This window comes from Shewanella sp. SM32 (genome assembly GCF_025654235.1).
Taxonomy (GTDB): Bacteria; Pseudomonadota; Gammaproteobacteria; order Enterobacterales; family Shewanellaceae; genus Shewanella; species Shewanella oncorhynchi.
The window spans coordinates 33,800-57,745 of the sequence record NZ_JAKKRO010000010.1 but is presented as its reverse complement, the minus strand read 5'-3'; the positions used below and the strand labels follow the sequence as shown (position 1 = coordinate 57,745).

The 23,946-nt window shown below is 45.1% G+C and carries 21 protein-coding genes and 3 tRNA genes; 4 read left to right on the top strand and 20 right to left on the bottom strand.

Annotation, left to right across the window (positions count from 1 at the left end):
- Positions 1 to 176: 176 nt before the first annotated feature.
- The 20 genes from L5M10_RS06250 to orn form a co-directional block, all read right to left on the bottom strand.
- Positions 177 to 761 (bottom strand): anthranilate synthase component II, encoded by a 585-nt coding sequence (locus L5M10_RS06250; protein ID WP_263255035.1) that lies wholly within the window; start codon positions 759 to 761, stop codon positions 177 to 179.
- A 178-nt stretch (positions 762 to 939) separates the two neighbouring features.
- Complete coding sequence (locus L5M10_RS06245; RefSeq protein WP_105250272.1) at positions 940 to 1,377, bottom strand: ClpXP protease specificity-enhancing factor; 438 nt, start codon at positions 1,375 to 1,377, stop codon at positions 940 to 942.
- Complete coding sequence (gene sspA, locus L5M10_RS06240; protein ID WP_006080065.1) at positions 1,377 to 2,006, bottom strand: stringent starvation protein SspA; 630 nt, start codon at positions 2,004 to 2,006, stop codon at positions 1,377 to 1,379. Before sspA ends, L5M10_RS06245 begins: the two co-directional genes overlap by 1 nt.
- Before the next feature lie 96 nt (positions 2,007 to 2,102).
- Complete coding sequence (locus L5M10_RS06235) at positions 2,103 to 2,801, bottom strand: cytochrome c1 (protein WP_105250273.1); 699 nt, start codon at positions 2,799 to 2,801, stop codon at positions 2,103 to 2,105.
- A complete protein-coding gene (locus L5M10_RS06230) occupies positions 2,801 to 4,015 on the bottom strand; it encodes a cytochrome b (protein ID WP_105250274.1) in 1,215 nt (404 codons plus the stop codon). Before L5M10_RS06230 ends, L5M10_RS06235 begins: the two co-directional genes overlap by 1 nt.
- A complete protein-coding gene (gene petA, locus L5M10_RS06225; RefSeq protein ID WP_006080059.1) occupies positions 4,015 to 4,605 on the bottom strand; it encodes a ubiquinol-cytochrome c reductase iron-sulfur subunit in 591 nt (196 codons plus the stop codon). Before petA ends, L5M10_RS06230 begins: the two co-directional genes overlap by 1 nt.
- A gap of 370 nt (positions 4,606 to 4,975) precedes the next feature.
- Positions 4,976 to 5,869 carry a protease modulator HflC gene (hflC, locus tag L5M10_RS06220; protein ID WP_113939145.1) on the bottom strand — a complete coding sequence of 298 codons (894 nt, stop codon included), beginning with the start codon at positions 5,867 to 5,869 and terminating at the stop codon, positions 4,976 to 4,978.
- 3 nt (positions 5,870 to 5,872) lie between these two features.
- A complete protein-coding gene (hflK, locus tag L5M10_RS06215) occupies positions 5,873 to 7,012 on the bottom strand; it encodes an FtsH protease activity modulator HflK (RefSeq protein WP_028761770.1) in 1,140 nt (379 codons plus the stop codon).
- Between the two features lie 36 nt (positions 7,013 to 7,048).
- Positions 7,049 to 8,356 (bottom strand): ribosome rescue GTPase HflX, encoded by a 1,308-nt coding sequence (hflX, locus tag L5M10_RS06210; protein WP_028761769.1) that lies wholly within the window; start codon positions 8,354 to 8,356, stop codon positions 7,049 to 7,051.
- A gap of 23 nt (positions 8,357 to 8,379) precedes the next feature.
- The gene (gene hfq / locus L5M10_RS06205; RefSeq protein ID WP_006084207.1) at positions 8,380 to 8,652 is read right to left on the bottom strand and encodes an RNA chaperone Hfq; all 273 of its coding nucleotides are present in this window, start codon (positions 8,650 to 8,652) and stop codon (positions 8,380 to 8,382) included.
- Positions 8,653 to 8,744: 92 nt separating this feature from the next.
- Entirely contained in the window at positions 8,745 to 9,671 is a 927-nt protein-coding gene (gene miaA, locus L5M10_RS06200; RefSeq protein WP_263235883.1) for a tRNA (adenosine(37)-N6)-dimethylallyltransferase MiaA, read from the bottom strand.
- Positions 9,664 to 11,577, bottom strand: a complete 1,914-nt coding sequence (mutL, locus tag L5M10_RS06195) for a DNA mismatch repair endonuclease MutL (RefSeq protein WP_411568903.1) — start codon at positions 11,575 to 11,577, stop codon at positions 9,664 to 9,666. The genes miaA and mutL overlap by 8 nt, the downstream gene beginning before the upstream one ends.
- A gap of 13 nt (positions 11,578 to 11,590) precedes the next feature.
- Entirely contained in the window at positions 11,591 to 13,048 is a 1,458-nt protein-coding gene (locus L5M10_RS06190) for an N-acetylmuramoyl-L-alanine amidase (protein WP_028761765.1), read from the bottom strand.
- Positions 13,049 to 13,056: 8 nt separating this feature from the next.
- A complete protein-coding gene (gene tsaE / locus L5M10_RS06185; protein ID WP_263235879.1) occupies positions 13,057 to 13,515 on the bottom strand; it encodes a tRNA (adenosine(37)-N6)-threonylcarbamoyltransferase complex ATPase subunit type 1 TsaE in 459 nt (152 codons plus the stop codon).
- A 102-nt stretch (positions 13,516 to 13,617) separates the two neighbouring features.
- Positions 13,618 to 15,102 (bottom strand): NAD(P)H-hydrate dehydratase, encoded by a 1,485-nt coding sequence (locus L5M10_RS06180; protein ID WP_263235877.1) that lies wholly within the window; start codon positions 15,100 to 15,102, stop codon positions 13,618 to 13,620.
- A gap of 268 nt (positions 15,103 to 15,370) precedes the next feature.
- A complete protein-coding gene (locus L5M10_RS06175; RefSeq protein WP_028761762.1) occupies positions 15,371 to 15,826 on the bottom strand; it encodes a hypothetical protein in 456 nt (151 codons plus the stop codon).
- A gap of 787 nt (positions 15,827 to 16,613) precedes the next feature.
- Positions 16,614 to 16,689, bottom strand: a tRNA-Gly gene (locus L5M10_RS06170).
- 42 nt (positions 16,690 to 16,731) lie between these two features.
- A tRNA-Gly gene (locus tag L5M10_RS06165) sits at positions 16,732 to 16,807 on the bottom strand.
- A 42-nt stretch (positions 16,808 to 16,849) separates the two neighbouring features.
- Positions 16,850 to 16,925: transfer RNA gene (locus tag L5M10_RS06160), tRNA-Gly, on the bottom strand.
- 189 nt (positions 16,926 to 17,114) lie between these two features.
- On the bottom strand, positions 17,115 to 17,660 hold the full coding sequence (orn, locus tag L5M10_RS06155) for an oligoribonuclease (protein WP_006080044.1): 546 nt from the start codon (positions 17,658 to 17,660) through the stop codon (positions 17,115 to 17,117).
- A 112-nt stretch (positions 17,661 to 17,772) separates the two neighbouring features.
- Here orn and rsgA point away from each other — a divergent pair, with 112 nt between their 5' ends.
- The 4 genes from rsgA to L5M10_RS06135 all read left to right on the top strand — a co-directional run bounded on the left by rsgA (position 17,773) and on the right by L5M10_RS06135 (position 23,938).
- Positions 17,773 to 18,837, top strand: a complete 1,065-nt coding sequence (gene rsgA, locus L5M10_RS06150; RefSeq protein ID WP_105250279.1) for a small ribosomal subunit biogenesis GTPase RsgA — start codon at positions 17,773 to 17,775, stop codon at positions 18,835 to 18,837.
- Between the two features lie 62 nt (positions 18,838 to 18,899).
- Complete coding sequence (gene asd / locus L5M10_RS06145) at positions 18,900 to 19,778, top strand: archaetidylserine decarboxylase (RefSeq protein ID WP_028761759.1); 879 nt, start codon at positions 18,900 to 18,902, stop codon at positions 19,776 to 19,778.
- A 6-nt stretch (positions 19,779 to 19,784) separates the two neighbouring features.
- Positions 19,785 to 20,666 carry a DMT family transporter gene (locus L5M10_RS06140; RefSeq protein ID WP_263255034.1) on the top strand — a complete coding sequence of 294 codons (882 nt, stop codon included), beginning with the start codon at positions 19,785 to 19,787 and terminating at the stop codon, positions 20,664 to 20,666.
- Between the two features lie 68 nt (positions 20,667 to 20,734).
- The gene (locus L5M10_RS06135) at positions 20,735 to 23,938 is read left to right on the top strand and encodes a mechanosensitive ion channel domain-containing protein (RefSeq protein WP_105253001.1); all 3,204 of its coding nucleotides are present in this window, start codon (positions 20,735 to 20,737) and stop codon (positions 23,936 to 23,938) included.
- Positions 23,939 to 23,946 lie beyond the last annotated feature (8 nt).

Sequence of the window (23,946 nt, the reverse complement as noted above, 5' to 3'; positions counted from 1 at the left end):
TCCTTCCTTTTATTGTTATCGCAATGGCTAAATGACCCAGTCTACTTATCTGCTGGTTTCGCCTATTCGCGTAGTTTTTCGGCAGTTATAGCATAGTTAATCGCTAAACTTGCTTAAAAGAAGGATAAATCTTGTAACAGAAATTGATAGTGTGGAGAGTTTTTAAGGCGAGGAAATTATACGGGCACAGCCGGTTGCGCTAAAAAATTGGCTAACAGTTCGAGACCTTGCTCGGTGAGAATTGATTCGGGATGAAATTGCACCCCATAAAGCGGTAAGTCTTGATGGCTCATGGCCATGATTTCTCGGCCGTGAATTGCATCGTCAAACCAAGCATCGAGTACAAAACCTTCAGGCACAGCATCAACCAGTAACGAGTGATAACGTGTCACGGTTAAAGGCTGATTTAATCCCTTAAATAACCGCTGTCCCGTGTGCGCAATGGCACTGACCTTGCCATGCATTACCCGTTCGGCACGCACGACATTGGCACCAAAAACCTGTGCCATCGCCTGATGTCCCAAACAGACACCTAGGATCGGCATGCACGTGGCAAAATGCTCAATCGCCGCGAGGGAGATCCCCGCCTCATTAGGTGTGCAAGGTCCGGGCGAAATCACTAGATGAGTCGGCGCAAGCGCCTCGATGTCGGCTAGGCTAATTTCATCATTACGTTTAACCACTATCTCTTGCCCTAGCTGCTGAAAATACTGCACTAAGTTAAAGGTGAAAGAGTCGTAATTATCGATCATTAGCAACATACAAGATCCATTGGTCTAAATGGGTAAAGGTAACGCATATCTAACGGATGAATGCGGGCGCAAATGCTATCACACCTTGTACTTAAGGTTTAACCAATTACGGCGATAAAATACAGCGACAAAAAAGCCAGTCATTAGACTGGCTTAGTTTTTAAACGACTTGGGCATTTCACCACAGTTATTTAACCACAGTTAAATGACTGCGACGTTTAGGGGGCTCATCTGTCGGTTCAAACGCTTTATCTGTTGTTTCAACAACGGATAAAGATGAATCGACTTCATCGTCCATCAGGTAAGCATCTTCAATATCGAAGACAGTGCCAGCACCGTTTTCACGGGCATAAATAGCGACAATCGACGCCATTGGCAACATCACCTGCTGGGGAACACCACCGAAACGCGCATTGAACTCCACACACTCATTGCTAATTTGCAAATTGCCCACTGCGCCAGCAGCAATATTCAACACTATCTGGCCATCCTTCACGTATTGCTGCGGTACTTGAGTGCCTTCAACAAAGGCATCAACCACAACGTGAGGAGTCAATTGGTTGTCCATCAACCAATCATAGTAAGCCCTTAGTAAATAAGGACGATTTGGAGTCAAAGGTTTCATTACATACCCATGCGCATTTCGCGTTCGGCTTCAGTTAAAGAAGCTTTAAACGATTCACGCTCAAAAATACGTGTCATATACGCTTTGATATCTTTAGCTACACGGCTATCTAGCTCAATACCTAATACAGGTAAACGCCACAACAATGGGCCAAGGTAGCAATCCGCTAGACCAAATTCTTCGCTCATGAAGTAAGGCACTTCACCGAAGATAGGCGCAATTGCGATCAGGCTTTCAGTCAACTCTTTACGAGCCGCTTCAACACGATCACCTTTACGGATACGGTCAACGAGCGAATACCAGTCAGTATCGATGCGATGCATCATCAAACGGCTTTGGCCGCGAGACACTGGATAAACTGGCATCAAAGGCGGATGAGGAAAACGCTCATCCAAATATTCCATGATAATGCGTGATTCGTATAAAACGAGTTCACGGTCTACCAAAGTTGGCACTGAGTTATATGGATTTACTTCGAGCAAATCCTCAGGCATTTCGTTAGGGTCGACCTGTAAAACATCAACAGTAACCCCTTTCTCAGCTAACACGATACGTACTTGATGGCTATACAGATCATCAGCACCTGAAAACAGTGTCATGATAGAGCGTTTGTTGGCAGCAACAGCCATTGATACCCTCCAGAATCGAAATAAAACAAAAGTAAACGAGGGGCAAAGCCCCCCGTTTACACTATGCGGATATTACATTTTACCCGTTATTGGTGCCTAGTGTACATCTTTCCAATACTCTTTCTTCAAGAGGTAGGCCACAATAAAGAATATAAATAGGAATCCGAGTACCCACCAGCCCATAGCTTGACGCTCTAGCTTAACAGGTTCAGCCGAATAAACTAAGAAGCCAGTGATATCACGTACTGCTTGGTCGTATTCTTCCGCATTCAATTTACCGCCAGTCACCACAATAGTGCCATCTTCTTGTTTAACTGGTGTGCCTTGTAACTCTTCGAGTACATGTGGCATGCCAACAGATGGGAATACTGTGTTATTCACACCAAATGGGCGACTTGGATCTTTATAGAAGCCTTTCAGATAGGAATAAACCCAATCTTCACCACGCACGCGAGCAACTAAAGTTAAGTCTGGCGGTGTAGCACCAAACCATTTAGCAGCATCTTTAGGTGGAATAGCGTTTTGCATCAATTCACCAATTTTAGCATCGGTGAACATATACTTATTACGCATATCATCCGCAGAGATACCGATATCGGTCGCTACACGTTCATAACGTTGATACTGAGTGCTGTGGCAACCAGAACAGTAATGTTGGAACAGGTCCACACCACGCTCTAAAGAAGCTTTATCATGCAGATCAACATTGGCATCTTCTAAATGAATTTTATGTCCGCTCGCAGCCATAGCCAACGTCGGCAACAAGGTAACTAATGCAATCAATAATTTTTTCATTAGTGTGTCAACCTCGCTGGAACAGGTTTAGTTTTTTCATTCTTGCTGTATACCCACAGCGCCACAAAGAAACCAAAGTAAGTGAAAGTAAACACCTGTGCAACTATCGTCAGCGTCGGCGTGGCAGGCACTACCCCTAAATAACCCAATACTATGAAAGATATAGCAAATTGAGCAATGTTCAGCTTATGTAGCGTACTACGGTAGCGAACTGACTTCACTTTACAGCGATCTAACCAAGGCAATACGAACAGTACTGCAATCGACAGACCCATCATTATCACGCCACCCAATTTATCAGGCACAGCACGTAAAATGGCGTAAAAAGGAGTGAAGTACCAAACGGGTGCAATGTGTTCAGGAGTCTTCATCGAGTTAGCCGCTTCAAAGTTTGGCTTTTCAAGGAAGTAACCACCGCCTTCAGGAATAAAGAACAACACATAGCAGAACACTATCAGGAAGCCCGCGACGCCCATGATGTCTTTTACAGTGTAATATGGGTGGAATGGAATACCGTCAACTGGCCAGCCATTTTCGTCTTTGTTCTTCTTGATTTCGATACCGTCAGGGTTATTAGAACCCACTTCATGCAGCGCAATTAAGTGTAAAAACACGAGTACGACTAATACTAGCGGCAGAGCAATAACGTGCAGCGCAAAGAAACGGTTCAGCGTTGCGCCAGAGATCACGTAGTCACCACGGATCCACAGGGTTAAGTCGTCACCAATAACTGGAATTGCACCGAACAGAGAGATAATTACCTGCGCGCCCCAATATGACATTTGACCCCATGGCAGCAAATAACCCATAAAGGCTTCGGCCATCAACACGAGGAAAATTAACATACCGAACAGCCACAGTAGTTCTCTAGGCTTCTGATATGAACCGTAAATTAAACCACGGAACATGTGCAGATAGATCACAACGAAGAAGGCTGATGCACCCGTTGAGTGCATATAACGCAGCAACCAACCGTATTCAACATCACGCATTATGTATTCAACAGAGGCAAATGCGCCTTCTGCTGTTGGTACATAGTTCATCGTCAACCAGATACCTGTCAGTAATTGGTTAACTAATACCAACATCGCTAGCGAACCGAAAAAATACCAAAAGTTAAAGTTAGTTGGCGTAGCGTATTGGCCCACGTGACGGTTATAAGTCGCCGTCATTGGGATACGCGCATCAATCCAATTAATTAAATTCTTAACCATTACGCCACTCCTTTATCTACACCGATAATCACGGTGCCATCATCAACGTATTGATGTGGAGGGATAACTAGGTTCAATGGAGCTGGTACGCCTTGGAAAACGCGACCAGCCATATCGAACTTAGAGCCATGACATGGACAGAAGAAACCAGAAGTGACACCTTCAACTTGCTCACCAAATGAATCTGGCAAATAAGTAGGTGAACATCCGAGGTGGGTACAAATACCGACAGCAATAAAATACTCTGGCTTAATTGAGCGCAAAGGATTTGTTGCATAATCAGGCTGCTGCATCTCAGCAGAAGCAGGATCTCTTAACTTATCATCATGTGTTGGCAGTTCATTGATCACAGCATCTGTGCGACGGACAACCCATACAGGTTTTCCACGCCACTCAACACGGATCAGCTGACCTGGCTCTACTTTACTGATATTTACTTCGACCGGTGCACCTGCAGCTTTCGCTTTGGCACTCGGATTCCATGACTTGATGAAAGGAACCGCTACAGCGACGGCACCAGCACCACCTACTACGGCGGTTGCGGCTGTCAGGAATCTGCGACGTCCGGTATCGACTGGCGCATTGCTCATCCACTTATCTCCCAGAGGGTGTTGGAATTTTTATATTTCAAAGACTTTCAACCCTTAGTCATCACTAGGGTCAAAAATCGAAGTTTGAAGCGGGGCTCATTATAGCTAAAAATTAGAAGCAGATCATAGTGAAAACACGCAAGTAAGTTAGGGAGATTGCGTGTTTTTTAAAAAAAGCCTAAAAAAGACCCAACTATTAACCCATTTTAATTCATTTGGATCATATTTTAAGCTTCTTGTCTGTGATATCGGCATAAAGCATGCATCGCTAATATAAATTAGCCCAGACTTTTCAAACTAAGTTAACAATCGTCAGATAAAAAAATAGGCCCTGAGTAACAGGACCTATTAAATGAATACTTTTAATGTATTACTTCTTAGGTGCAGTGCTCTTCATATACTTGAAGAACTCGCTATCAGGCTCTAACACCATAATATCGGACTTGCCTGAGAAGCTGGCTCGATAAGCCTCTAAGCTACGAACAAAACCGAAGAACTCAGCATCTTTGTTGTAAGCATCAGAATATATCTTCGCTGCTAACGCATCCCCTTCACCTCGAATGGTTAAGGCTTTACGTTCAGCTTCGGCAATCTTCACCGTCACATTAGCATCTATCGTTGCACGAATAATTTCAGACTGCTCTTTACCTTGCGCTCTATGCTCTTTTGCCACAGCTTGACGCTCTGCACGCATACGCTGGTAAATACTGTTACTGACGTTAGCCGGTAGATTGATTTGCTTTACACGCACATCAACAACTTCAATACCTAAGTCTTTTGCACTTTCTGAGGCATTGGATAACGCATCATTTTGCAGTTCATCACGCTTACCAGAAACAATCTCTCTAATAGTGCGACGACCAAACTCTGTGCGTAAATCGTTGTTGATCTTACGTTGTAATAGCGATTCTGCATTCGACTTAATACCACCGTTTGTAGACAGGTAATATTTTTCGAAATCCATAATGCGCCACTTCACATAGGAATCGACCATAAGGTCTTTCTTCTCTGAAGTTACAAAACGATCAGCTGCACCATCAAGTGTTTGAATACGAGCATCGAGTAATTTTACTTTATCGATCACAGGCACTTTCATGTGCAGGCCTGGGCCGTAGACGCGGGTGACTTGCTTACCGTCAACGTCGTCTTTTAAAATTTCACCGAAACGCGCCACAATAGCGCGCTCGCCTTCATTCACCACCATTAAAGATGACAAACCAATACCTAAGAGCACGGCGATAAGAATAACGCTTAATCTACCCATGGATTACTCCCTCCCTTGGCGAGTACGATCATCGCGGGATGGACGTCCACTCAAAGGCTCATTCGCGCGAGTCGTTGATACAGATGAAGAATTAACATTTTGCTGTGGCTTAGCTTCCAGCTCATTTGTCGCAGGCTTCTGCTGAATTAACTTATCTAGCGGTAGGTACATTAAGTTGCCGTTGTTCTTAGCATCAATCAGCACTTTATTCGTATCTGTCATCACTTGCTGCATTGTATCAAGATACAAACGCTTACGAGTCACTTCAGGCGCAGCTTGATACTCTGGTAATAACAACTCAAAACGAGCCACTTTACCGCGAGCTTCTAAGACTTCACGCTCTTTGTAAGCATTCGCTTGTTGCGCCATACGTTCAACTTCACCACGAGCTTTTGGTTCAATTTCACGGGCATAAGCTTCAGCTTCACGAATAAAACGTTGTTCATCTTCTTGGGCAGAAATCGCATCATCGAAGGCGTCTTTCACTTCTTCTGGCGGACGGGCCGGTAAGAAGTTAACGTCAACAACAGCAAGACCCAATTTGTACGGTTCAAGAATGCGCTCTAACTCTTTCCAAGTATCGCGACGAATAGCATCACGGCCCGTAGTCAGAATATCATCCATCTTGTTATGTCCAATGACATAACGCAGTGCACTGTCAGTCGCTTCACGCAAACTGGCGTTCGCATCGACGGCACTAAATAGATATGAGTAAGCATCTAAAATACGATACTGAACATCAAGCTCAACTTTCACGACGTTTTCATCGGATGTCAGCATGCTACCAGACGCAGGAATAGAGCGAACCGATTGAATGTCGACGGGATAAATTTGGTCGATAAATGTGGCTTTCCAATGAAGTCCAGGGCCAATTTCGCCAGCGTGTTTACCAAATCGCAGTGCCACACCACGCTCAGCTTCTTTAATTGTATAAAAACCCGAAAGTCCCCAAACAACTACAGCAACAGCAAGAATGATGATTAGGCTAAACGAACTAAAAGACTGGCCTGAGCCATTTCCTTTGCCGCCAAAGCGCTTTGAAAGATTACGAAAAACCTCGTCAAGGTCCGGTGGTCCTTTGTCGTTACCACCTTTATTTCCCCAAGGATCATTACCCTTGTTACCGGGCTCGTTCCAAGCCATTTAGCACTCCATAAGTGGATGAAATAAATTAGATTATTAACAAACAGCTTCATCTATCGAATCTTCGAAGATGAAGGTTTCTAACTCACCCTGACTCTGTTTTGTTAATCGGCGCCAATCGGCGTCCGATAAACGAACAGACAAAATACAGTTCCCCAGATCGTCGTACTCTTTCTGCTGTATCGCATCCAGTCGATAAAACTGGCCAAGATAATGTCCAGCAGTTGCCGGAATTCTAAGTGTTAGCTCTTTAATCACCTCACCAATAAGCTCAGTGATGGCTTTCAATAGCAAATCAAATCCTAAACGCTTCTGTGCTGAAACCCAAACTCGAACGGGTTTGCCTATGTCGTTATATTCAATTCTTGGCGTCACATCTTCGAGTAAATCGATTTTGTTACAGACCACGAGTTGCATGACTTCATCGGCTTGGATGTCTTTCAGTACAGATTGAACCTGATCAAAATTATCCGCCATGTTTTCATCTGCACAATCAACTATGTGTAGTAATAACTCAGCTTGCCTTGTCTCTTGTAAGGTTGCCTTAAATGCAGCAACGAGATCATGGGGCAAATGACGAATAAACCCTACAGTATCCGCTAATATCACGGCACCATCAGGTAAATCTAACTTTCTTAGCGTAGGATCGAGTGTGGCAAATAGCTGATCTGCAGCATAAACATCAGATGATGTTAGAGCATTAAACAGCGTTGATTTACCCGCGTTTGTGTAGCCGACTAATGAAACTGTCGACAAATCACTACGCTTACGTGCACGTCGACTCTGTTCACGTTGCTTATCAACTCGCTCTAAGCGTTTGTTGATATTTTTAATTCGTCCTCTGAGCAAACGTCTATCGGTTTCGAGCTGGGTTTCCCCTGGACCACGTAAACCAATACCGCCCTTTTGCCTTTCAAGATGCGTCCAACCACGGATCAGGCGAGTCGACATATGGCGCAATTGCGCTAGCTCCACCTGTAACTTACCTTCGTGAGTTCGCGCTCTTTGGGCAAAAATATCGAGAATAAGTGTCGTACGGTCGAGCACACGACACTGACACACTTGCTCAAGATTACGCTCTTGGGCTGGACTCAATGCATGATTAAAAATCACCACATTGGCTTCAGTCGCCGCCACTAATGCAGCTAACTCTTCGGCTTTACCAGAACCCACAAAAAATTTGCGATCCGGTGAACGTCGACTTCCAGTAATCACCCCGACTGATCTTGCCCCAGCTGATTCTACTAATAGCTGCAGCTCGACTAAATCTTCTCGGCGTTCCTCATCGGAAAAGTCGATATGGACAAGAACCGCAGTTTCTCCCGCCTCATAACGATCAAACAAGAAGCAAACTCCTCAGATAATACTTATTCGCCACTAGGCGCATCATCTTGAGCACCATATCCGCCTTGGGCATTTTGGTGACCAGTAACGTTGAATGGGCGTGCTGGCACGACAGTAGAAATAGCGTGTTTATAAACCATTTGGCTCACTGTATTTTTCAACAGAATGACAAATTGATCAAACGACTCTACCTGTCCTTGGAGTTTAATGCCGTTAACCAAGTAAATTGATACAGGAACGCGCTCGCGACGCAATGCGTTCAAAAATGGGTCTTGTAAAGATTGCCCCTTAGCCATTTTATTATTTCCTTTTTAATTTATATAAAATAAATCGATATCAGTGATAGTTTTTTGTTTAGTTTTAGTATTATACAGCAAGGGCTAATAAGCTAGCGGCATTGACGCATAAGTATAACTAAATTCCCCTCAGCACCACTTTCAAGCCAATTCAACTCTGGCCAACTCCGCAACCATGTTAATTGACGCTTAGCTAATTGCCTAGTAGCAGCAACCGCTTTTTCGACCATAGTATCATAGTCAAACTCACCATCTAGGTATTGCCAGCACTGTCGGTAACCGACACAACGCATTGAAGGCAAGTCTAAATGCAAGTCTCCACGGGCTTTTAGCTCTGTGACTTCCTCAATAAAGCCCTGTTTGAGCATAATCGCAAAACGTTGCGCTATTAAGTCATGTAACACTTTGCGCTCGCGCGGTGCAATAGCAAACTGCACTACGTCATAAGGCAAGGGAGCAGACTTGGTCTGAGTCAACTTAGTCATGCTCTTGCCGCTTATTCTATAGACTTCCAGCGCTCTTGAAAGTCTTTGTGGATCATTAGGATGAATTCTTTCTGCCGACACGGGATCTATCTCCCTTAATTGGTCATGCAGTGCTTCCCATCCCTTTTCATCCGCCTCCGCTTGGATCTCGGCCCTAATGGCCTCGTCCGCACTCGGCAAAGGTGACAAACCTTCGAGTAACGCTTTGAAATACATCATGGTTCCGCCAACTAATACTGGCGTTTTCCCCATGCTAATAATCTGTTCTATCTCGGCTATTGCATCGGCTCTAAAGTCGGCTGCCGAATAGCTTTCACTGGGATCACGAATATCAATTAATCTGTGTGGCCCGCGAGCCAGTTCGTCTGCTGAAGGCTTAGCACTGCCAATGTCCATACCGCGATAAATTAATGCTGAATCAACCGAAATGATTTCACAGTTATGCTTTTCGGCCAATTCTAATGCTAAAGCTGTCTTACCTGAGGCCGTTGGCCCCATCAAAAATAACACTTTAGGCTGTAATTCTTTATTCACTTGCTTGCTCTTCTAGCCACGATTGCCAAGGTAAGAATATCGCTTTGTTGGCAATAAGCTGTTTTTTCTCTTCAGCTAACTGCGAAAATGCTGACCAGACTTCTGGTGCTGAAACGAATCCCGTTAAACTGTGTTTTGCCAACCAAAACGCCAATGCGCTCGGCGCAGGAGTTTCAAAACGTAGCGATTGTAGCCACTCAGGGATCACTTTGGCTAACTGGCTCTCTCTGATATATGGGGGCACTTTTTTAATAATCAACTGCTGGTAACGAATTGTTAGTTCTAAACCTAATTGGCGGATCAGCGTGTCGTGTTCAGTGAGCACAGCCTGCCAATCCGCATCAGCCGCGACAGACACTGGCATTAATAAAGGCTGACCAATTAGCCCAGTCGCTAGTTTAGCTTCAACCTCTTGGCATCGCGTCGCCAATGCTACTGATTTTATTGATAATAGACTGAGTTTATCTTCCGACGTCATCACCCAATATTGCCCATCTAATATCGATGGCATAGGTAACACAGACTGATAATCTTGATCTTTTACACTGTAAGAAGGGGTTTGCAGTAAAGCACCATAACTTGCTATTGCCGCCTTTGACGGTAATTCAGTACGTTGCCGAGATTCACCTGCAGAATAACTGCCACGGCTGCTGTCTCTTGGTGTTGTCATGCTGCCAAAAGCATTCGTTTGAGTGCCAAAACTGGCGCCTTCTCGTCCTGCGCCTAGAGACTTTACTTGAACGGCAGGGGCAACTGTATCTTGAGCAGACTCAAGTGTATCAGCTTGCGCATTAACTTGAGCTGAATCAGCGCCAAGTACAAAAGGGGCTGAGATTTCAGTGGCGCTTATCGGGGCATCCACAAACACATCTTCAACCTCACACAAAGAGCTAGAGTGAACGAAGTTGAGCTCTCCTGCTTCTTCCAGCGCCGATTGCAATGCTTGCAGAATATAATCATGCACATAGCGACTCTGATGGAATCGCACCTCATGCTTAGCGGGATGCACGTTAACATCCACTTGATGGGGATCGATATCCAACATCAGCACGTAGCCGGGTTGTTCAAGTTCTGCTTTTTGAGCAAAGGCTTGACGCACTGCATGATTGACCAAGCGATCACGGATAAGGCGTCCATTGACATAAAAGTAATGGGTATCGCTGATAACCAGTGACCAAGGTGACTGCAAATAGCCACTGAGGCGCAAATCATCGTGTTGGCATTCAATCTTAAGCGCTTGCTCGGCAAATGGACGGCCACACACTTGCGTCAAACGCTGTAAATACTGGGTTTCATTCACGGCGGGACGATAATTACGTACTATCTTACCGTTATGCGTCAGCGTGAAATGGATATCCCCACGCACTAATGCAATGCGCTTTAACCATTCATCGATATGGGTAAATTCGGTTTTGTCACTCTTTAAAAAGCGTCTGCGAGCCGGTGTATTAAAGAATAAATCCACCACTTCAATCGTCGAACCAACTGGATGCGCGGCGGGCATCACTTTAACTGCCATGTCGGCACCTTCAGCATGGGCTTGCCACGCTTCGGTTTGCTCAGCCGTGCGTGAAGTTAAAGTTAAACGTGAGACTGAGCTGATACTGGCTAGCGCTTCACCACGGAAACCAAAACTAAGGATTGCTTCAAGATCGTCTAAAGTGTGCAGCTTTGAGGTCGCATGGCGCGATAAGGCTAGCGCGAGTTCATCTTTAGGTATGCCAGATCCGTTATCGCGAATTTTAATCAGCTTGCTACCGCCTTTGTCGATTTCAATATCGACTCGGCTCGCTCCTGCGTCGAGGCTATTCTCGACCAATTCTTTGACTACGGAAGCGGGTCTCTCAACCACTTCCCCCGCCGCAATTTGGTTGGCTAATTGCGGAGGCAGGATCTGAATGCCCATCATGCTTTCCTATTTAACTCTGGGGTATGACTAGCGTTTGCCCTAACTGCACCACATCGGACTTCATTCCATTCGCTTGTTTGATGCTGGACATTGGCACACTGTAACGTTGCGCGATTGCAGATAAAGATTCTCCGCGACGGACCTTATGTTTAACCTTTGTCGATACCGCATCGCCAACATAGGCTGTAGGTGTTCTTTCAGTTGGCGTTCTTTCTGCTGATGCTTTTGCTGTGGTTTTGGCCGGCTTAGCACTGCTAGAGCTTCCTCCCCTTCTTTGGGCAAGCAAAGTATCTGCTGGCGGATTGTTGTGATAGTAACGGCTCACACCCTTATAAATAGCATTGGCAATGCTCTCTTGATGACGACTACTCGACAGTAAACGCTCTTCTTTAGGGTTTGAAATAAAGCCCGTTTCAACCAAGATTGAAGGAATATCAGGTGACTTCAGCACGGCTAAACTCGCGGACTCAGGGCGACTTTTATGCAATTGAGTCACACCACCTAAATCTTTTAAAATATCCCCCGCAACAGAATGGCCAATTGCCATCGAACTGTTCATTGACATATCGAGCAGCGTCATAGCCAAATACTGTTCATTATCCGTGTTTTGGATAATCTCACCCGCGCCGCCCAGCAACTCAGAATGCTTCTCTTTTTGCTCTAACCAACGACCAATTTCACTATTAGCACGACGCATTGATAGCACCCATACGGAGGCGCCACGTGGATTGGGCGAGGTAAAGGCATCCGCATGGATAGAAATCAGCAGATCTGCCTTACTGTTGCGCGCCAGTTCAGAGCGTTTATTTAAATTCACAAAATAATCACCAGTACGGATCATCACAGCACGCATGCCTGGCGTGTCATTGATTTTGCTGGAAACACGTCTGGCGATTTCTAGGGCGACCTTTTTTTCATAAACACCAGAAGGACCAATGGAGCCAGGATCGTCGCCACCATGACCTGCATCAATAGCAATGACAATATCGCGGGATGATTGCGCCGCTTGGGTGACAGTTTTGACGGGTGTAGATGACACGATAGCCGTTGCCGTAGTTAACGTTTTATCTTCTAAATCAACCACTAGACGATTGCCATAGGGCGCAGTAACAGGCAAAGAAAACAAGCTTGCATTCAATGGCTTTACGAGATCGATCACTAAGCGCAAATCACCTTTAGTGGGTGACTTACTGATCCGCACGCCCTTAACTAACTTACTGTTGTTTTCAAGATTTTTAAGCACAACTTTAGCAGTAGTCTTTTTTAAATCCACCACTAAACGATTAGGGCCATCTAAAGAGAAATAGGTGTAATCAGGCACTCCACTCAAGTCAAATACGATTCGAGTTGACTCAGGCGCAGCCCAAATACGTACGCTTTCTAACTGATTAGCAGCATGGGCCACCACAGAGAAAAAAGAACATAAAGAAAGAATAATAATTTGAAAATACGGGTTATTTTTTATCATTTTAGTTTTTATTTTATCGCTTTTAATAACTTTTCACCTGGCTCAGACAAGGCCTCTATGCGTATTTCTCGCCCACTATTTTGATAACTTAAATGCATATGGACATCGGCAGCGGGCAGTAAACCCTCTCCCTTATCTGGCCATTCAACAATGCACAGACTCTTATCCGTAAAGTAATCACGGATCCCCATAAACTCGAGTTCTTCTGGATCGTTTAAACGATACAAATCAAAATGATAAACTTCGACACCTTCTAACTCATAAGGTTCAACTAAAGTGTAAGTCGGGCTTTTAACGGCACCTTTATGACCCAATCCCTGAATTAAGCCACGACTCAGCGTCGTTTTACCGGCTCCTAAATCACCCGTAAGATACAGAGTCAAAGGCGCTTGGACATAGCGGGCTAATTTTTGCCCAACCGCAATAGTGTCGTCTTCGTTGTCTAAGAAAAAAGTTAACTCTGTCATATCCGCTTATATCACTGCTGTTATTGATGGAGAAGCGACTCAATCCTAAAAAGGCACAGGGCACATAACAAAGTCCAGCCCCGCTTGAGTCTCACATTCCGCCTAGAGTAAATCACTATTCACTAATTGGCGAATAAAAGGCATTAAATCGCTCGCTAACATACCCCGTTCTCCCTGTATTGCCGCAAGATCAGCGGCGCAACCATGTACGACTACGCCAAGCACAGTTGCCTGCATATTATCCATTCCCTGAGCCATGAGCGCGCCTATAATACCAGATAACACATCGCCACACCCACCACTGGCAAGCCCAGGGTTGCCGACTGGTGCAACTACCATTTGCTGACCATCAAAAATGACCGTTCCTGCGCCCTTTAGCAATACAACACCGCCGTACTTTTGCTGTATCGCGCGAACAGCGGCAAATCTGTCCTGTTCAATATCGGCCACGGTACAACCAAGTAAACGCGCCGCCTCACCCGGATGTGGTGTTAATACCCAATTCGTTTGGCGCCTTGGTTCATTACTGAGCAGATTCAATGCATCGGCATCTAAAACACAAGGCTTATCGCTCAAGCCCACGGCTTTAAACAAATTATACCCCCAGTCATGCTTACCTAAACCAGGGCCAAGCACGATAACCTGCGCCCAACCAAGGCGCAGATACACTTCCATATCGACTAAATCACAGCCCCAAAACATCAGTTCAGGACGGGAGACATTCACCGTCAGTTGATGCTCAGGTCGACTGATCACAGTGACTAATCCCGCGCCTGCACGTAGGCAAGCCTCACTTGCCAGTCTCACAGCCCCTGCCATGCCTATATCACCGCCGATGACAGTGACTTTACCCGATTGGCCTTTATGGCTATCCCGTGCTCGGGCGGCAAAATAGTCCTTAAGAGTCTCTCTTCCTACTCTTTGTGCGCTCGCTTCAGCAAAGAAAGGCGTTAATCCTAAATCTGCAAATTCAAGCTCACCACTGTAATGCCTTGCCTTACCCGTTAAAACACCTTGCTTTAAACCACCAAAACATAAGGTGATATCCGCCATCACAGCAACACCTACTACGGCGCCTGTATCAGCAATGACTCCAGAGGGTAAATCAAGACTCAATACCCAAGCCGAATTGTCATTGATGGCACGGATATATTTAGCCATATCGTCGCGTACAGCATCATGTACCCCCGTACCTAACAGACCATCGACTATGATTTTCGCTGCGAGAATAGGTTCAACCTCTAACGGCAGTAATTTTCCACCTTCAGCAAGATAATGGGTCAATGCTTGCTGACACTCAGGCGTGCCTTCCGCTAACGTCATCATCACAGAAACGTCCATACCACTGGCACGGGCTAGACGGGCGCACACTAAAGCATCGGCACCATTGTTACCGCTGCCAGCAAGGATTAACACAGGTAAGACTTTGGAGCTATGTTTCGCTAAACACTCAAAAGCCGCCGCGCCAGCACGCTCGACCAATGCATAGAGACTAGATACTCCCTGAGACACTGCACTCAGTTCAGCTTCGCGAACTTGTGTTTGGGTGTATAGAGCTTTGGGAAATTGCGATAGATCTTGTGCCATGAAGGATCTCCTTAGACACCAATGACTCCATTTCACAATGAGTAATCTCACCATAGAAGTCTTGGCAGAATTGAGCAAGGCCAATAAAAATCAGCCAATAGATCAAGAAAGTAGCAAAAAAAGCAGCGAGAAATTATGACGTAAATCAGTTCTGGCGCAGAAACCCGCCCAAATGGAGCAAAGTAGAGTAAAAGTGGCCTATACAAAGTCGACATAAAAACCAAAGCCAGCACTGGGCTGGCTTTGAGATTCGAGAAGAAATGACGGTTTAGATATCGTCCATCCGAATCGTACTATGGACTAAACGTTGCTGCTGAGTTTTCTCTACTCGGATCAAATTGGCTAACGCATTACGCGCATCTTCCGCCGTGGTTGAGTTAACTGTTTTTTCTAACAAACCAATCAGACGATTCTCTAGGTCTAAATGTAAGTTGAGCACATCATCTTCATTCATGTTTGCGGGCAACATAGTATCTTGGCAACGCTTAGTAAAGTCTTCAAAAGTGAAGTCTTTATACCAAGTATCAAGAATACGATGTGGTGCTTCATCCATATAATCACGCAGTTTTTCTGCCATGGTTTTTTGGTGTGATTCAAAATACTCCAACATCATTTTCACACGAGCCGAGTCAGCTTGATTGTTGAGTCGGCCATAGAGTTGCGCCATATCTAAGCGGCAATTTGCCACATACTCGAGTAGATCACGTAATTGTTGAATACGCATATAATGCACTCCATTGTCAGGCCAACTACTTGGCGCTATTAATTTTGTCTAATTCCATTATGTGAGTAAAAGCGTTACGAATATTTGAACAAGGTCATAATTTAACTTTCACGCAGCTATCTAATTTAGGAAAACTTGAAGAAACACGCTATAGATCACGCATCTTAATCCTATCACACTGTTTTGTATAAAAGAGAAAAGCCAAAAGAGATCTCAACGCACTTTTCCCAAAGGGTATTCGTAAGTCTTTGGTTGTGCATGGTGAATCTGAGATAGAGTGCTTGAAGTAGATGGCAGTGAATCAAGACAAATATAGATGAGCCAATTGAGGGAATGACACGAAAAAGTCATTGTTAGAGAGTTTAACGGAAGTACAGCGAAATGATTTTGATAGGGAGAGATTCGAGCAATGATCTATGCCTTAGTCAACGGCTAAGCATTGTAAGTAATAGCAATATGAGCTACACGATTGAAATGATCTTAGCTAAAGTAGTTTTGGGGGGATTTATTGAAATTGGAGCGACATGATTTTGATCAAGAGCGGTTTGAACCGATAACCTATACCTTGGCAAAAAAGAAGGTATCGCCATATCAAGTCCGCAACTGAGCTAATCCCAATTGAGTAATCTGATAGTGGAATATTTAGGAAATTGGAGCGACATGATTTTGTTCAAGAGCGGTTCGAACCGATGACCTATACCTTGGCAAAAAAGAAGGTATAGCCATATCAAGTCCGCAACTGAGCTAATGTCAATTGAGTAATGTGATAGTGGAATATTTAGGAAATTGGAGCGACATATCGGGTTCGAACCGATGACCTATACCTTGGCAAGGTATCGCTCTACCAACTGAGCTAATGTCGCATAATCTGTATTAATGATTTGGTAAATCACTAAGTTTTAATTTGGAGCGACATATCGGGTTCGAACCGATGACCTATACCTTGGCAAGGTATCGCTCTACCAACTGAGCTAATGTCGCATAATCTGTATTAATGATTTGGCAAATCACTAAATTTTAATTTGGAGCGACATATCGGGTTCGAACCGATGACCTATACCTTGGCAAGGTATCGCTCTACCAACTGAGCTAATGTCGCTTTTTGCATCGCTGCTACATTTACCTTCAACATTAACAAAGGTATCGCCTTTAACCTTTATCAACTGAGCTAATGTCGCATTCAATCTAAATGACCGTACATCTCTGTTCGCATCAAAAAGTTGAGGCCGCATTATATGAAAAATTCATGCGGCTGCAACCCCTTCTTGCATATTTATCTACTGATCGGTCAAATTTTAAATACTTTGCTGCGATAATACTGCAATTCAGCGATCGACTCTTGGATATCCTGCAGTGCTTGGTGAGTGTTTTGCTTCTTAAAGCCCGCCATAGTTTCTGGGCTCCAACGCTTCACTAGCTCTTTAATCGTACTGACATCCACATTGCGGTAGTGGAAATAATCTTCCAGCTCGCGCATATAACGATTTAAGAAGCGTCTATCTTGCCCAATACTGTTACCACACATTGGAGAAGCACCCTTAGGAACATACTGTTCTAAGAAGGCAATAGTCTTAGCCACGGCTTGCGCTTCGGTTTCTTGGCTAGCACGAACGCGATCAATCAACCCAGACTCACCATGATGCTTTTGATTCCAATCGTCCATGGCGGCCAGCACATCATCTGACTGATGAATCGCGATAACCGGACCTTGACCGATAATATTGAGTTCTTGATCTGTCACTAAAGTGGCAATTTCAATGATCCTGTCGACGTCGGGCTCTAACCCTGTCATTTCCAAATCGATCCAAATGAGATTATTTACATCTGCCGTCATAAATCAGCCTTATCGTGTCAGTTAGCCTAAATTCAGGCTTTTTTATTCAAGAGCGTGTATCATACTGCTTTTTTCCAACACAAAAAATCACCTAATTGACGAAGACGAATCAGTGAGTAAAAAGAAACCCCTAAGCCAAGGTCAATTACGCCGTATGCGCGCTAATCACGAGAAGCGACTCAATCGTGATAGTGGCGATAAAAATACGCCAGAGTTACAGGATAGTTCATTGGGGCAAGAACAGCCCGGTACTGTGATTTCACGTTTTGGCCAACATGCCGACATAGAAACTGAAAGCGGCCAAATTGTGCGCTGTAATATTCGCCGTGCCGTCACCAGTTTAGTGACTGGCGATAAAGTGATCGTACGCTTAGCCATTGAGAGCCAAGCCAATAGCGGCATCGCAGGTATTGTTGAAGCCGTTCATCCACGTCGCTCATCACTTACACGCCCAGATTTATACGATGGCGTGAAAATTATCGCCTCGAATATCGACCAAATTTTGATTGTCTCCTCGGTATTACCCAGCTTTACCACCCAGATCATCGACCGTTATTTAGTGGCCGCTGAAGATACCGATATTCCACCTATCATCATTTTGAATAAAATTGACTTGCTCAATCCCGATGAAGCGCAGGCAATAGATGAAGCGCTACAGCGCTACAAAGACATTGGCTATCCGGTTTATAAGGTCAGCAGCAAGCTCGGTGATGGTATCGATACCATCAAAGGTATACTCAAAGATAAAGTCAGCGTGTTTGCCGGCCAATCTGGTGTGGGTAAATCATCGATCATCAATGCATTACTACCCGATGCAGAGCTTATTATCGGCGATGTTTCCGATAACTCAGGTTTAGGTCAACACACTACTACCACTGCTAAGCTGTTGCACTTGCCTAGTGGCGGCGATTTAATCGACTCTCCGGGCGTGCGCGAATTCGCCCTATGGCATCTTCCTGCACAACGTGTCGGCTGGTGCTTTATCGAGTTTCGCGAGTATCTTGGCGCATGTAAATTCCGCGATTGTAAACACGGTGACGATCCCGGCTGTGCACTTCAAGAAGCCCTGAGCCAAGGTAAGATCAGCGCAGATCGCTTTAATAATTACCATAAAATTATCGCCAGCTTAGATGAACAACGTCATGCCCGCCATTTCCGTGCGGCCACTGATGAATAACGACTTATTGATAAATAACAACAGTCTCAGCAAAGATTGAGCAGTAAGAAAAGGAATTGAAATTGGATAAAGTCAAAATAGCGCTGCAGTACATGCTGCCAAAACATTTGTTATCTCGTTTAGTGGGTAAACTCGCTGCAGCCGAAGCTGGCGCCTTAACCACTGCCGCCATCAAGTGGTTTATCAAACAATATAAAATCGACATGAGCGAAGCGGCGCAGAGTGAGCCTGAAGCCTATAAAAGCTTTAATGCCTTTTTTACCCGCGCCCTTAAACCCGGTATTCGTCCGTTAGACATGGACGCCGATATCATGGTACATCCCGTCGATGGTGCGGTAAGTCAGTTAGGCCCCATCAAAAACGGTCGCATCTTCCAAGCTAAGGGTCATCACTATTCATCGTTAACTTTGCTTGGCGATCAAGCCGAAGATGCTAAACGCTTCGAAGGCGGTGATTTTGCGACTATCTATCTGGCGCCTAAAGACTATCACCGTATCCACATGCCGATTAAAGGCACGTTATCAAAAATGACCTATGTACCTGGCGAACTGTTTTCGGTAAATCCGTTAACGGCGAGACACGTACCCGGTCTGTTTGCCCGTAACGAACGTGTGGTGGCGATTTTTGAAACCGAATTAGGTCCATTGGCCATGGTATTGGTTGGCGCAACGATTGTTGCCAGTATTGAAACCGTATGGGCTGGCACAGTCACGCCGCCGACAGGTAAGCAAGTCTTCACTTGGGAATATCCAACCCAAGGCCCAGATGCCATCACCTTAGACAAGGGCGAAGAAATGGGTCGCTTCAAGTTAGGCAGTACTGTGGTGATGTTGTTTGCCAAAGACGCTATCGCGACATTTGCTGAAGGTGTCGAAGCCGAAGCAGTAACTCGTATGGGACAAGCCTTCGCTAACCTGAAAGACGTTAAGCAAGCGGATTAAGTTTTCTTGAGTTCTGCTAAACCTTCGGGATTAATTGAATTACATCTGGCTGTGCTGCTATTTGGTGGCACAGCTTTGTTTTCTAAATTAATCCCACTCAGTGCCCTCGACATCACCTTTCTACGCTGTATCGTCGCCGCCACTGTGTTAGGTTTGCTAGTCAAATTCAACCGCAAACGTTTAACGCTGGCAAGCAAACAAGATTATCTAGTCGCCATCGGGCTTGGGGTTATCGTCAGCCTGCATTGGGTGACTTATTTTGCGGCCATGCAACTCTCGTCGGTCGCCATTGGCATGATTGCGTTTTTCACCTATCCGGTGATGACAGTGATTGCCGAGCCGTTGCTGACAGGTAATAAGATAAAATTACACGATATGATCAGCGGTGTATTAGTGCTGATTGGGGTGATATTACTGATCCCTGAGGCCAATTTAGGTAACGACACTACGCTGGGCATTGCCATCGGCATAGTGTCCGCCATCTTGTTCACCACCCGTAACTTATTGCACAAACGCTACTTTTCCCAGTACAGCGGCCCCCATGCCATGTTCTATCAAACCTTGGTCGCTGTGGTGTTCTTGATGCCGTGGCACCAAACAGAACTGGGCAGTATCTCATTAGAAGTGTGGGGATTAATTATTTTACTCGGCGTCGTCTTTACCGCAGCGCCACATGCGCTATTTACTTCTGCGCTGAGGCAACTGAGCGCCAAAACGGTTGGGCTAGTCTCTTGCTTACAGCCCTTTTATGGCGCCATGTTAGCGCTGATTATTTTAGGTGAAGAGCTCAATCTCAACACCCTAATTGGTGGCACTATCATAGTCGCTACCGCCATCTTCGAAACCCATCAATCGCACCAGTCACAGCGGCGAAAAAAGAACGCCTGAAACATACCAATCTCAACGCAATTTGGCTAATATGGAGCGTCTTTCGCCCCTAAATGTCTTTAGCCTATATGCCACGTATTTTATTGTTCATTATTGCTTTTTTCACATTTTCCGCACTTGCCAATTCGCCTTTGCAGTTGGACAAACGTCTTGGCATGAACAAGCAAGATCAGCAACAAAATCTCAGCATTGACGAACAAATTAACGAACTAAAAATTAACATAGAAAAACTCGCCGCCAACGCAGCCAGTTTCCAACAAGCGCAGATTGATTTTGAGCAACATAAGAAGCGCACTAACCAAGCGCTGAAAGACGCCTATAAGCCTTTATCACTAGAAAAAGGTACTGACCTCAGCCAGCAGGCTTCCATGGCCTATATTCGCTTGTCTGAACTTAAAGAAAGCGAATCCACCCTTGGCCGACAAGTTAACGATTTATTACTACGTCACAATGACTTACCTACCGTTATCGCCAGCGCGAGGCAAACAGTCGCCCAAAACAAAAAAGCAGAACTCGCCCCGCTAGATACCCCTACGGGAGAGTTACAGCAAACTCAACGACTCTTCTTTGAACAAAGCCTTGCCACCGATGAAGCAGAACTTGCCAGCAGCCAAAAACGCATTGAACTGACGCAATTACAATTACAGCTAGTCCGCCAACAACTGGTGCAGCAAGAAGCCTTGATCGAAACCATCAATAAGGCAATCAATAAACAACGTCAGCAACAAACGGATGCCACCCTAGCCAAAAACTTAGTTAATACCGAAAAAGTCATCGATCCTATCACCCGTAATATTGCCGACACTAACCAGATTTACGGCCAAAAGCTGCAAACGTTAACTTTGCAGATCAATAATGTGGTCGAACAGCAGGAACAGGCAGAAACCCAATATCAATCCCAAGCTAAACAACTGGCAAACATCCAAGAGCAGATCACTTGGGTCAAAATGAACTCCGCCTTTGGTGAGCGCTTTTTGCAGATGTTGCAATCACTGCCTAAACCACCGAATCACGAAAAACTGCAAACGCTGATCGCCGATGCGCGCTTAGACAGATACCATTTAGAGCAGCAACAAGCCCTCAATGAGCAAGAATTAGAACAACCCGGCTTATACAATGAGCAGCAGATTAAGCTCTTACACTCGCAACAGAGTTTGATCTCGCAATTGATGCAAAGCTATGACCAATACTTAAGTGAATTAGGCAAGCTGAAGGTCAATTACCAACAACTGAGCCAACAGAATCTCACCCTCAAAAATACCCTTAACGAACATTTATTCTGGGTGCCTAACGCTGCAAGTATCAGTAAGTTATGGCTTACGGATCTTGAACGCAGCACGGTTTGGCTTGTGCAACAAGCACAGTGGGATGAACTGGGAAAAGCCTGGGATGAACAAAACGATTATTGGTCTTGGTGGATCATATTGCTGGTACTGTGTTTAGTCGTACAAGACTTGATCACGCCTAAATTCAATCGCTTGCTAAATCATTACACCACTTATGTGGGCAATGTGACCCAAGATAAATTCATTTACACTCTCAAAGCGCTCGCCTGCAGTATCAGCTATGCGTTGATAAAACCTTTCCCAGTGATCATGGCGGGATTGATTTTCTATCATTCCGATCGCAATTTTGTGCAGGCTGTGGGTATGGGCATACTGGCGATTGGTTTAGTGTATCTCTTATATCGCTTTATCTTTATTCTGACGCTCGACAAAGGCGTACTCGTGGGCCATTTCAAACGCCCCTCAAAACTCATTCAAGCGGGACAATCACGGCTCAGACACTTTGTGCTGATTGCTAGCCCATTATTGGGTCTGATGGGCTTTACCGAAGTACTCGACACATCACTGGTGCGTAATAGCATAGGCCGCGGCGCATTCATTATTTTCTGTATCGTTTTATTCTTGTTATACAAAGATATTTTAATCCTGAGCCGTAAAAACTCAGATGCAAAAAAAGACGGTAAAAACAAAAAACTCATTCAGAAAATGCTCTGGACCTTGCTGATTTCTGTGCCGCTTTTAAGCGCAGTGTTAGCCTTTAGGGGTTACTACTTCACCGCTTTCCAAATGCTGTTACAACTGCAATTATCTATCGTGCTGGGTCTGGGTTTCTTGCTCTTATACCAATTGATCAAACGGTGGATGTTAATCGAACGCCGCCGTATCGCCTTCGATCGCGCTAAGGCAAAACGTGCCGAACGCTTAGCACAAAGGGAAAAAGGCGAAACGCATCACCCTTCCGTCGATGGACTCGATACCTACGAAGAACCCGTAGTCGATCTCGAAACCATTTCGAGCCAATCCCTTGGCCTAGTGCGTTCACTCTTGTTATTGGCCTTTTTAGCCAGTTTGATTGGTCTGTGGACTCAAACCCATACGGCGCTGTTTTCCTTCCTCGATGGCATTACGCTGTGGACGACCAATACCAGTGTAAATGGCTTAGAGCAACAATTGCCTATTACCATGAAATCACTGATGTTTGGACTGATAGTAGTAGGTTTCTCGTTAATGATTGCCACCAATTTACCCGGCCTACTTGAGCTAATGATCCTGCAAAGGCTTGATCTCTCGCCCGGAACGGGTTTTGCGATCACAACCGTCAGCCGTTATCTGGTGGTTTTCCTTGGCCTATTAATCGGCTTCTCTAATCTCGGGATGGAATGGTCTAAGTTGCAATGGCTGATTGCCGCACTGTCTCTCGGTTTAGGTTTTGGTTTGCAAGAAATTTTCGCCAACTTTATCTCAGGTTTGATCATTTTGTTTGAGAAACCCGTGCGGATTGGCGACACGGTGACAATTCGTGATTTAACAGGGACTGTCAGTAAAATCCAAATTCGGGCGACCACCATTATTGACTGGGATAGAAAGGAAATTATCATCCCGAACAAGGCCTTTATCACAGAGCAGCTGATCAACTGGTCCTTGTCAGATCCTATTACTCGGGTCATTGTTTATGTGTCGGTGGCGCGGGATTCAGACCCTGCCAAAGTTGAAGCGACCCTGTATCAAGCGGTGCAAGAGTGTGAAGATGCACTTGCCAGCCCAGAACCTGAAGTCTGGTTTGCCGGCTTTGGTAAGCATACCCAAGATTATGAAGTGCGCGCCTATGCGAAAGATATGTCGGCACGCTGGCCACTGCGCCATGATTTACATAAACGAGTGACTAAAAAACTCAAAGAAAACAATCTCGAACTCGCCTACCCGCAGATGGAAATCCATATTAAGAATGGTCAAAATCGCGAGCAACAAGGCATTATTAGAAGCTAATAGGATCG

Excerpts from the sequence above, each read along its gene's own strand:
- L5M10_RS06250 (WP_263255035.1), bottom strand. The coding sequence starts at position 761 with ATGTTGCTAATGATCGATAATTACGACTCTTTCACCTTTAACTTAGTG.
- hflC (WP_113939145.1), bottom strand. The coding sequence starts at position 5,869 with ATGGGTAGATTAAGCGTTATTCTTATCGCCGTGCTCTTAGGTATTGGT.
- sspA (WP_006080065.1), bottom strand. The coding sequence starts at position 2,006 with ATGGCTGTTGCTGCCAACAAACGCTCTATCATGACACTGTTTTCAGGT.
- L5M10_RS06235 (WP_105250273.1), bottom strand. The coding sequence starts at position 2,801 with ATGAAAAAATTATTGATTGCATTAGTTACCTTGTTGCCGACGTTGGCT.
- L5M10_RS06135 (WP_105253001.1), top strand. The coding sequence starts at position 20,735 with ATGCCACGTATTTTATTGTTCATTATTGCTTTTTTCACATTTTCCGCA.
- L5M10_RS06230 (WP_105250274.1), bottom strand. The coding sequence starts at position 4,015 with ATGGTTAAGAATTTAATTAATTGGATTGATGCGCGTATCCCAATGACG.
- mutL (WP_411568903.1), bottom strand. The coding sequence starts at position 11,577 with ATGGGCATTCAGATCCTGCCTCCGCAATTAGCCAACCAAATTGCGGCG.
- orn (WP_006080044.1), bottom strand. The coding sequence starts at position 17,660 with ATGACGGCAGATGTAAATAATCTCATTTGGATCGATTTGGAAATGACA.
- L5M10_RS06175 (WP_028761762.1), bottom strand. The coding sequence starts at position 15,826 with ATGCGTATTCAACAATTACGTGATCTACTCGAGTATGTGGCAAATTGC.
- tsaE (WP_263235879.1), bottom strand. The coding sequence starts at position 13,515 with ATGACAGAGTTAACTTTTTTCTTAGACAACGAAGACGACACTATTGCG.
- hfq (WP_006084207.1), bottom strand. The coding sequence starts at position 8,652 with ATGGCTAAGGGGCAATCTTTACAAGACCCATTTTTGAACGCATTGCGT.
- L5M10_RS06245 (WP_105250272.1), bottom strand. The coding sequence starts at position 1,377 with ATGAAACCTTTGACTCCAAATCGTCCTTATTTACTAAGGGCTTACTAT.
- L5M10_RS06180 (WP_263235877.1), bottom strand. The coding sequence starts at position 15,102 with ATGGCACAAGATCTATCGCAATTTCCCAAAGCTCTATACACCCAAACA.
- L5M10_RS06190 (WP_028761765.1), bottom strand. The coding sequence starts at position 13,048 with ATGATAAAAAATAACCCGTATTTTCAAATTATTATTCTTTCTTTATGT.
- petA (WP_006080059.1), bottom strand. The coding sequence starts at position 4,605 with ATGAGCAATGCGCCAGTCGATACCGGACGTCGCAGATTCCTGACAGCC.
- hflK (WP_028761770.1), bottom strand. The coding sequence starts at position 7,012 with ATGGCTTGGAACGAGCCCGGTAACAAGGGTAATGATCCTTGGGGAAAT.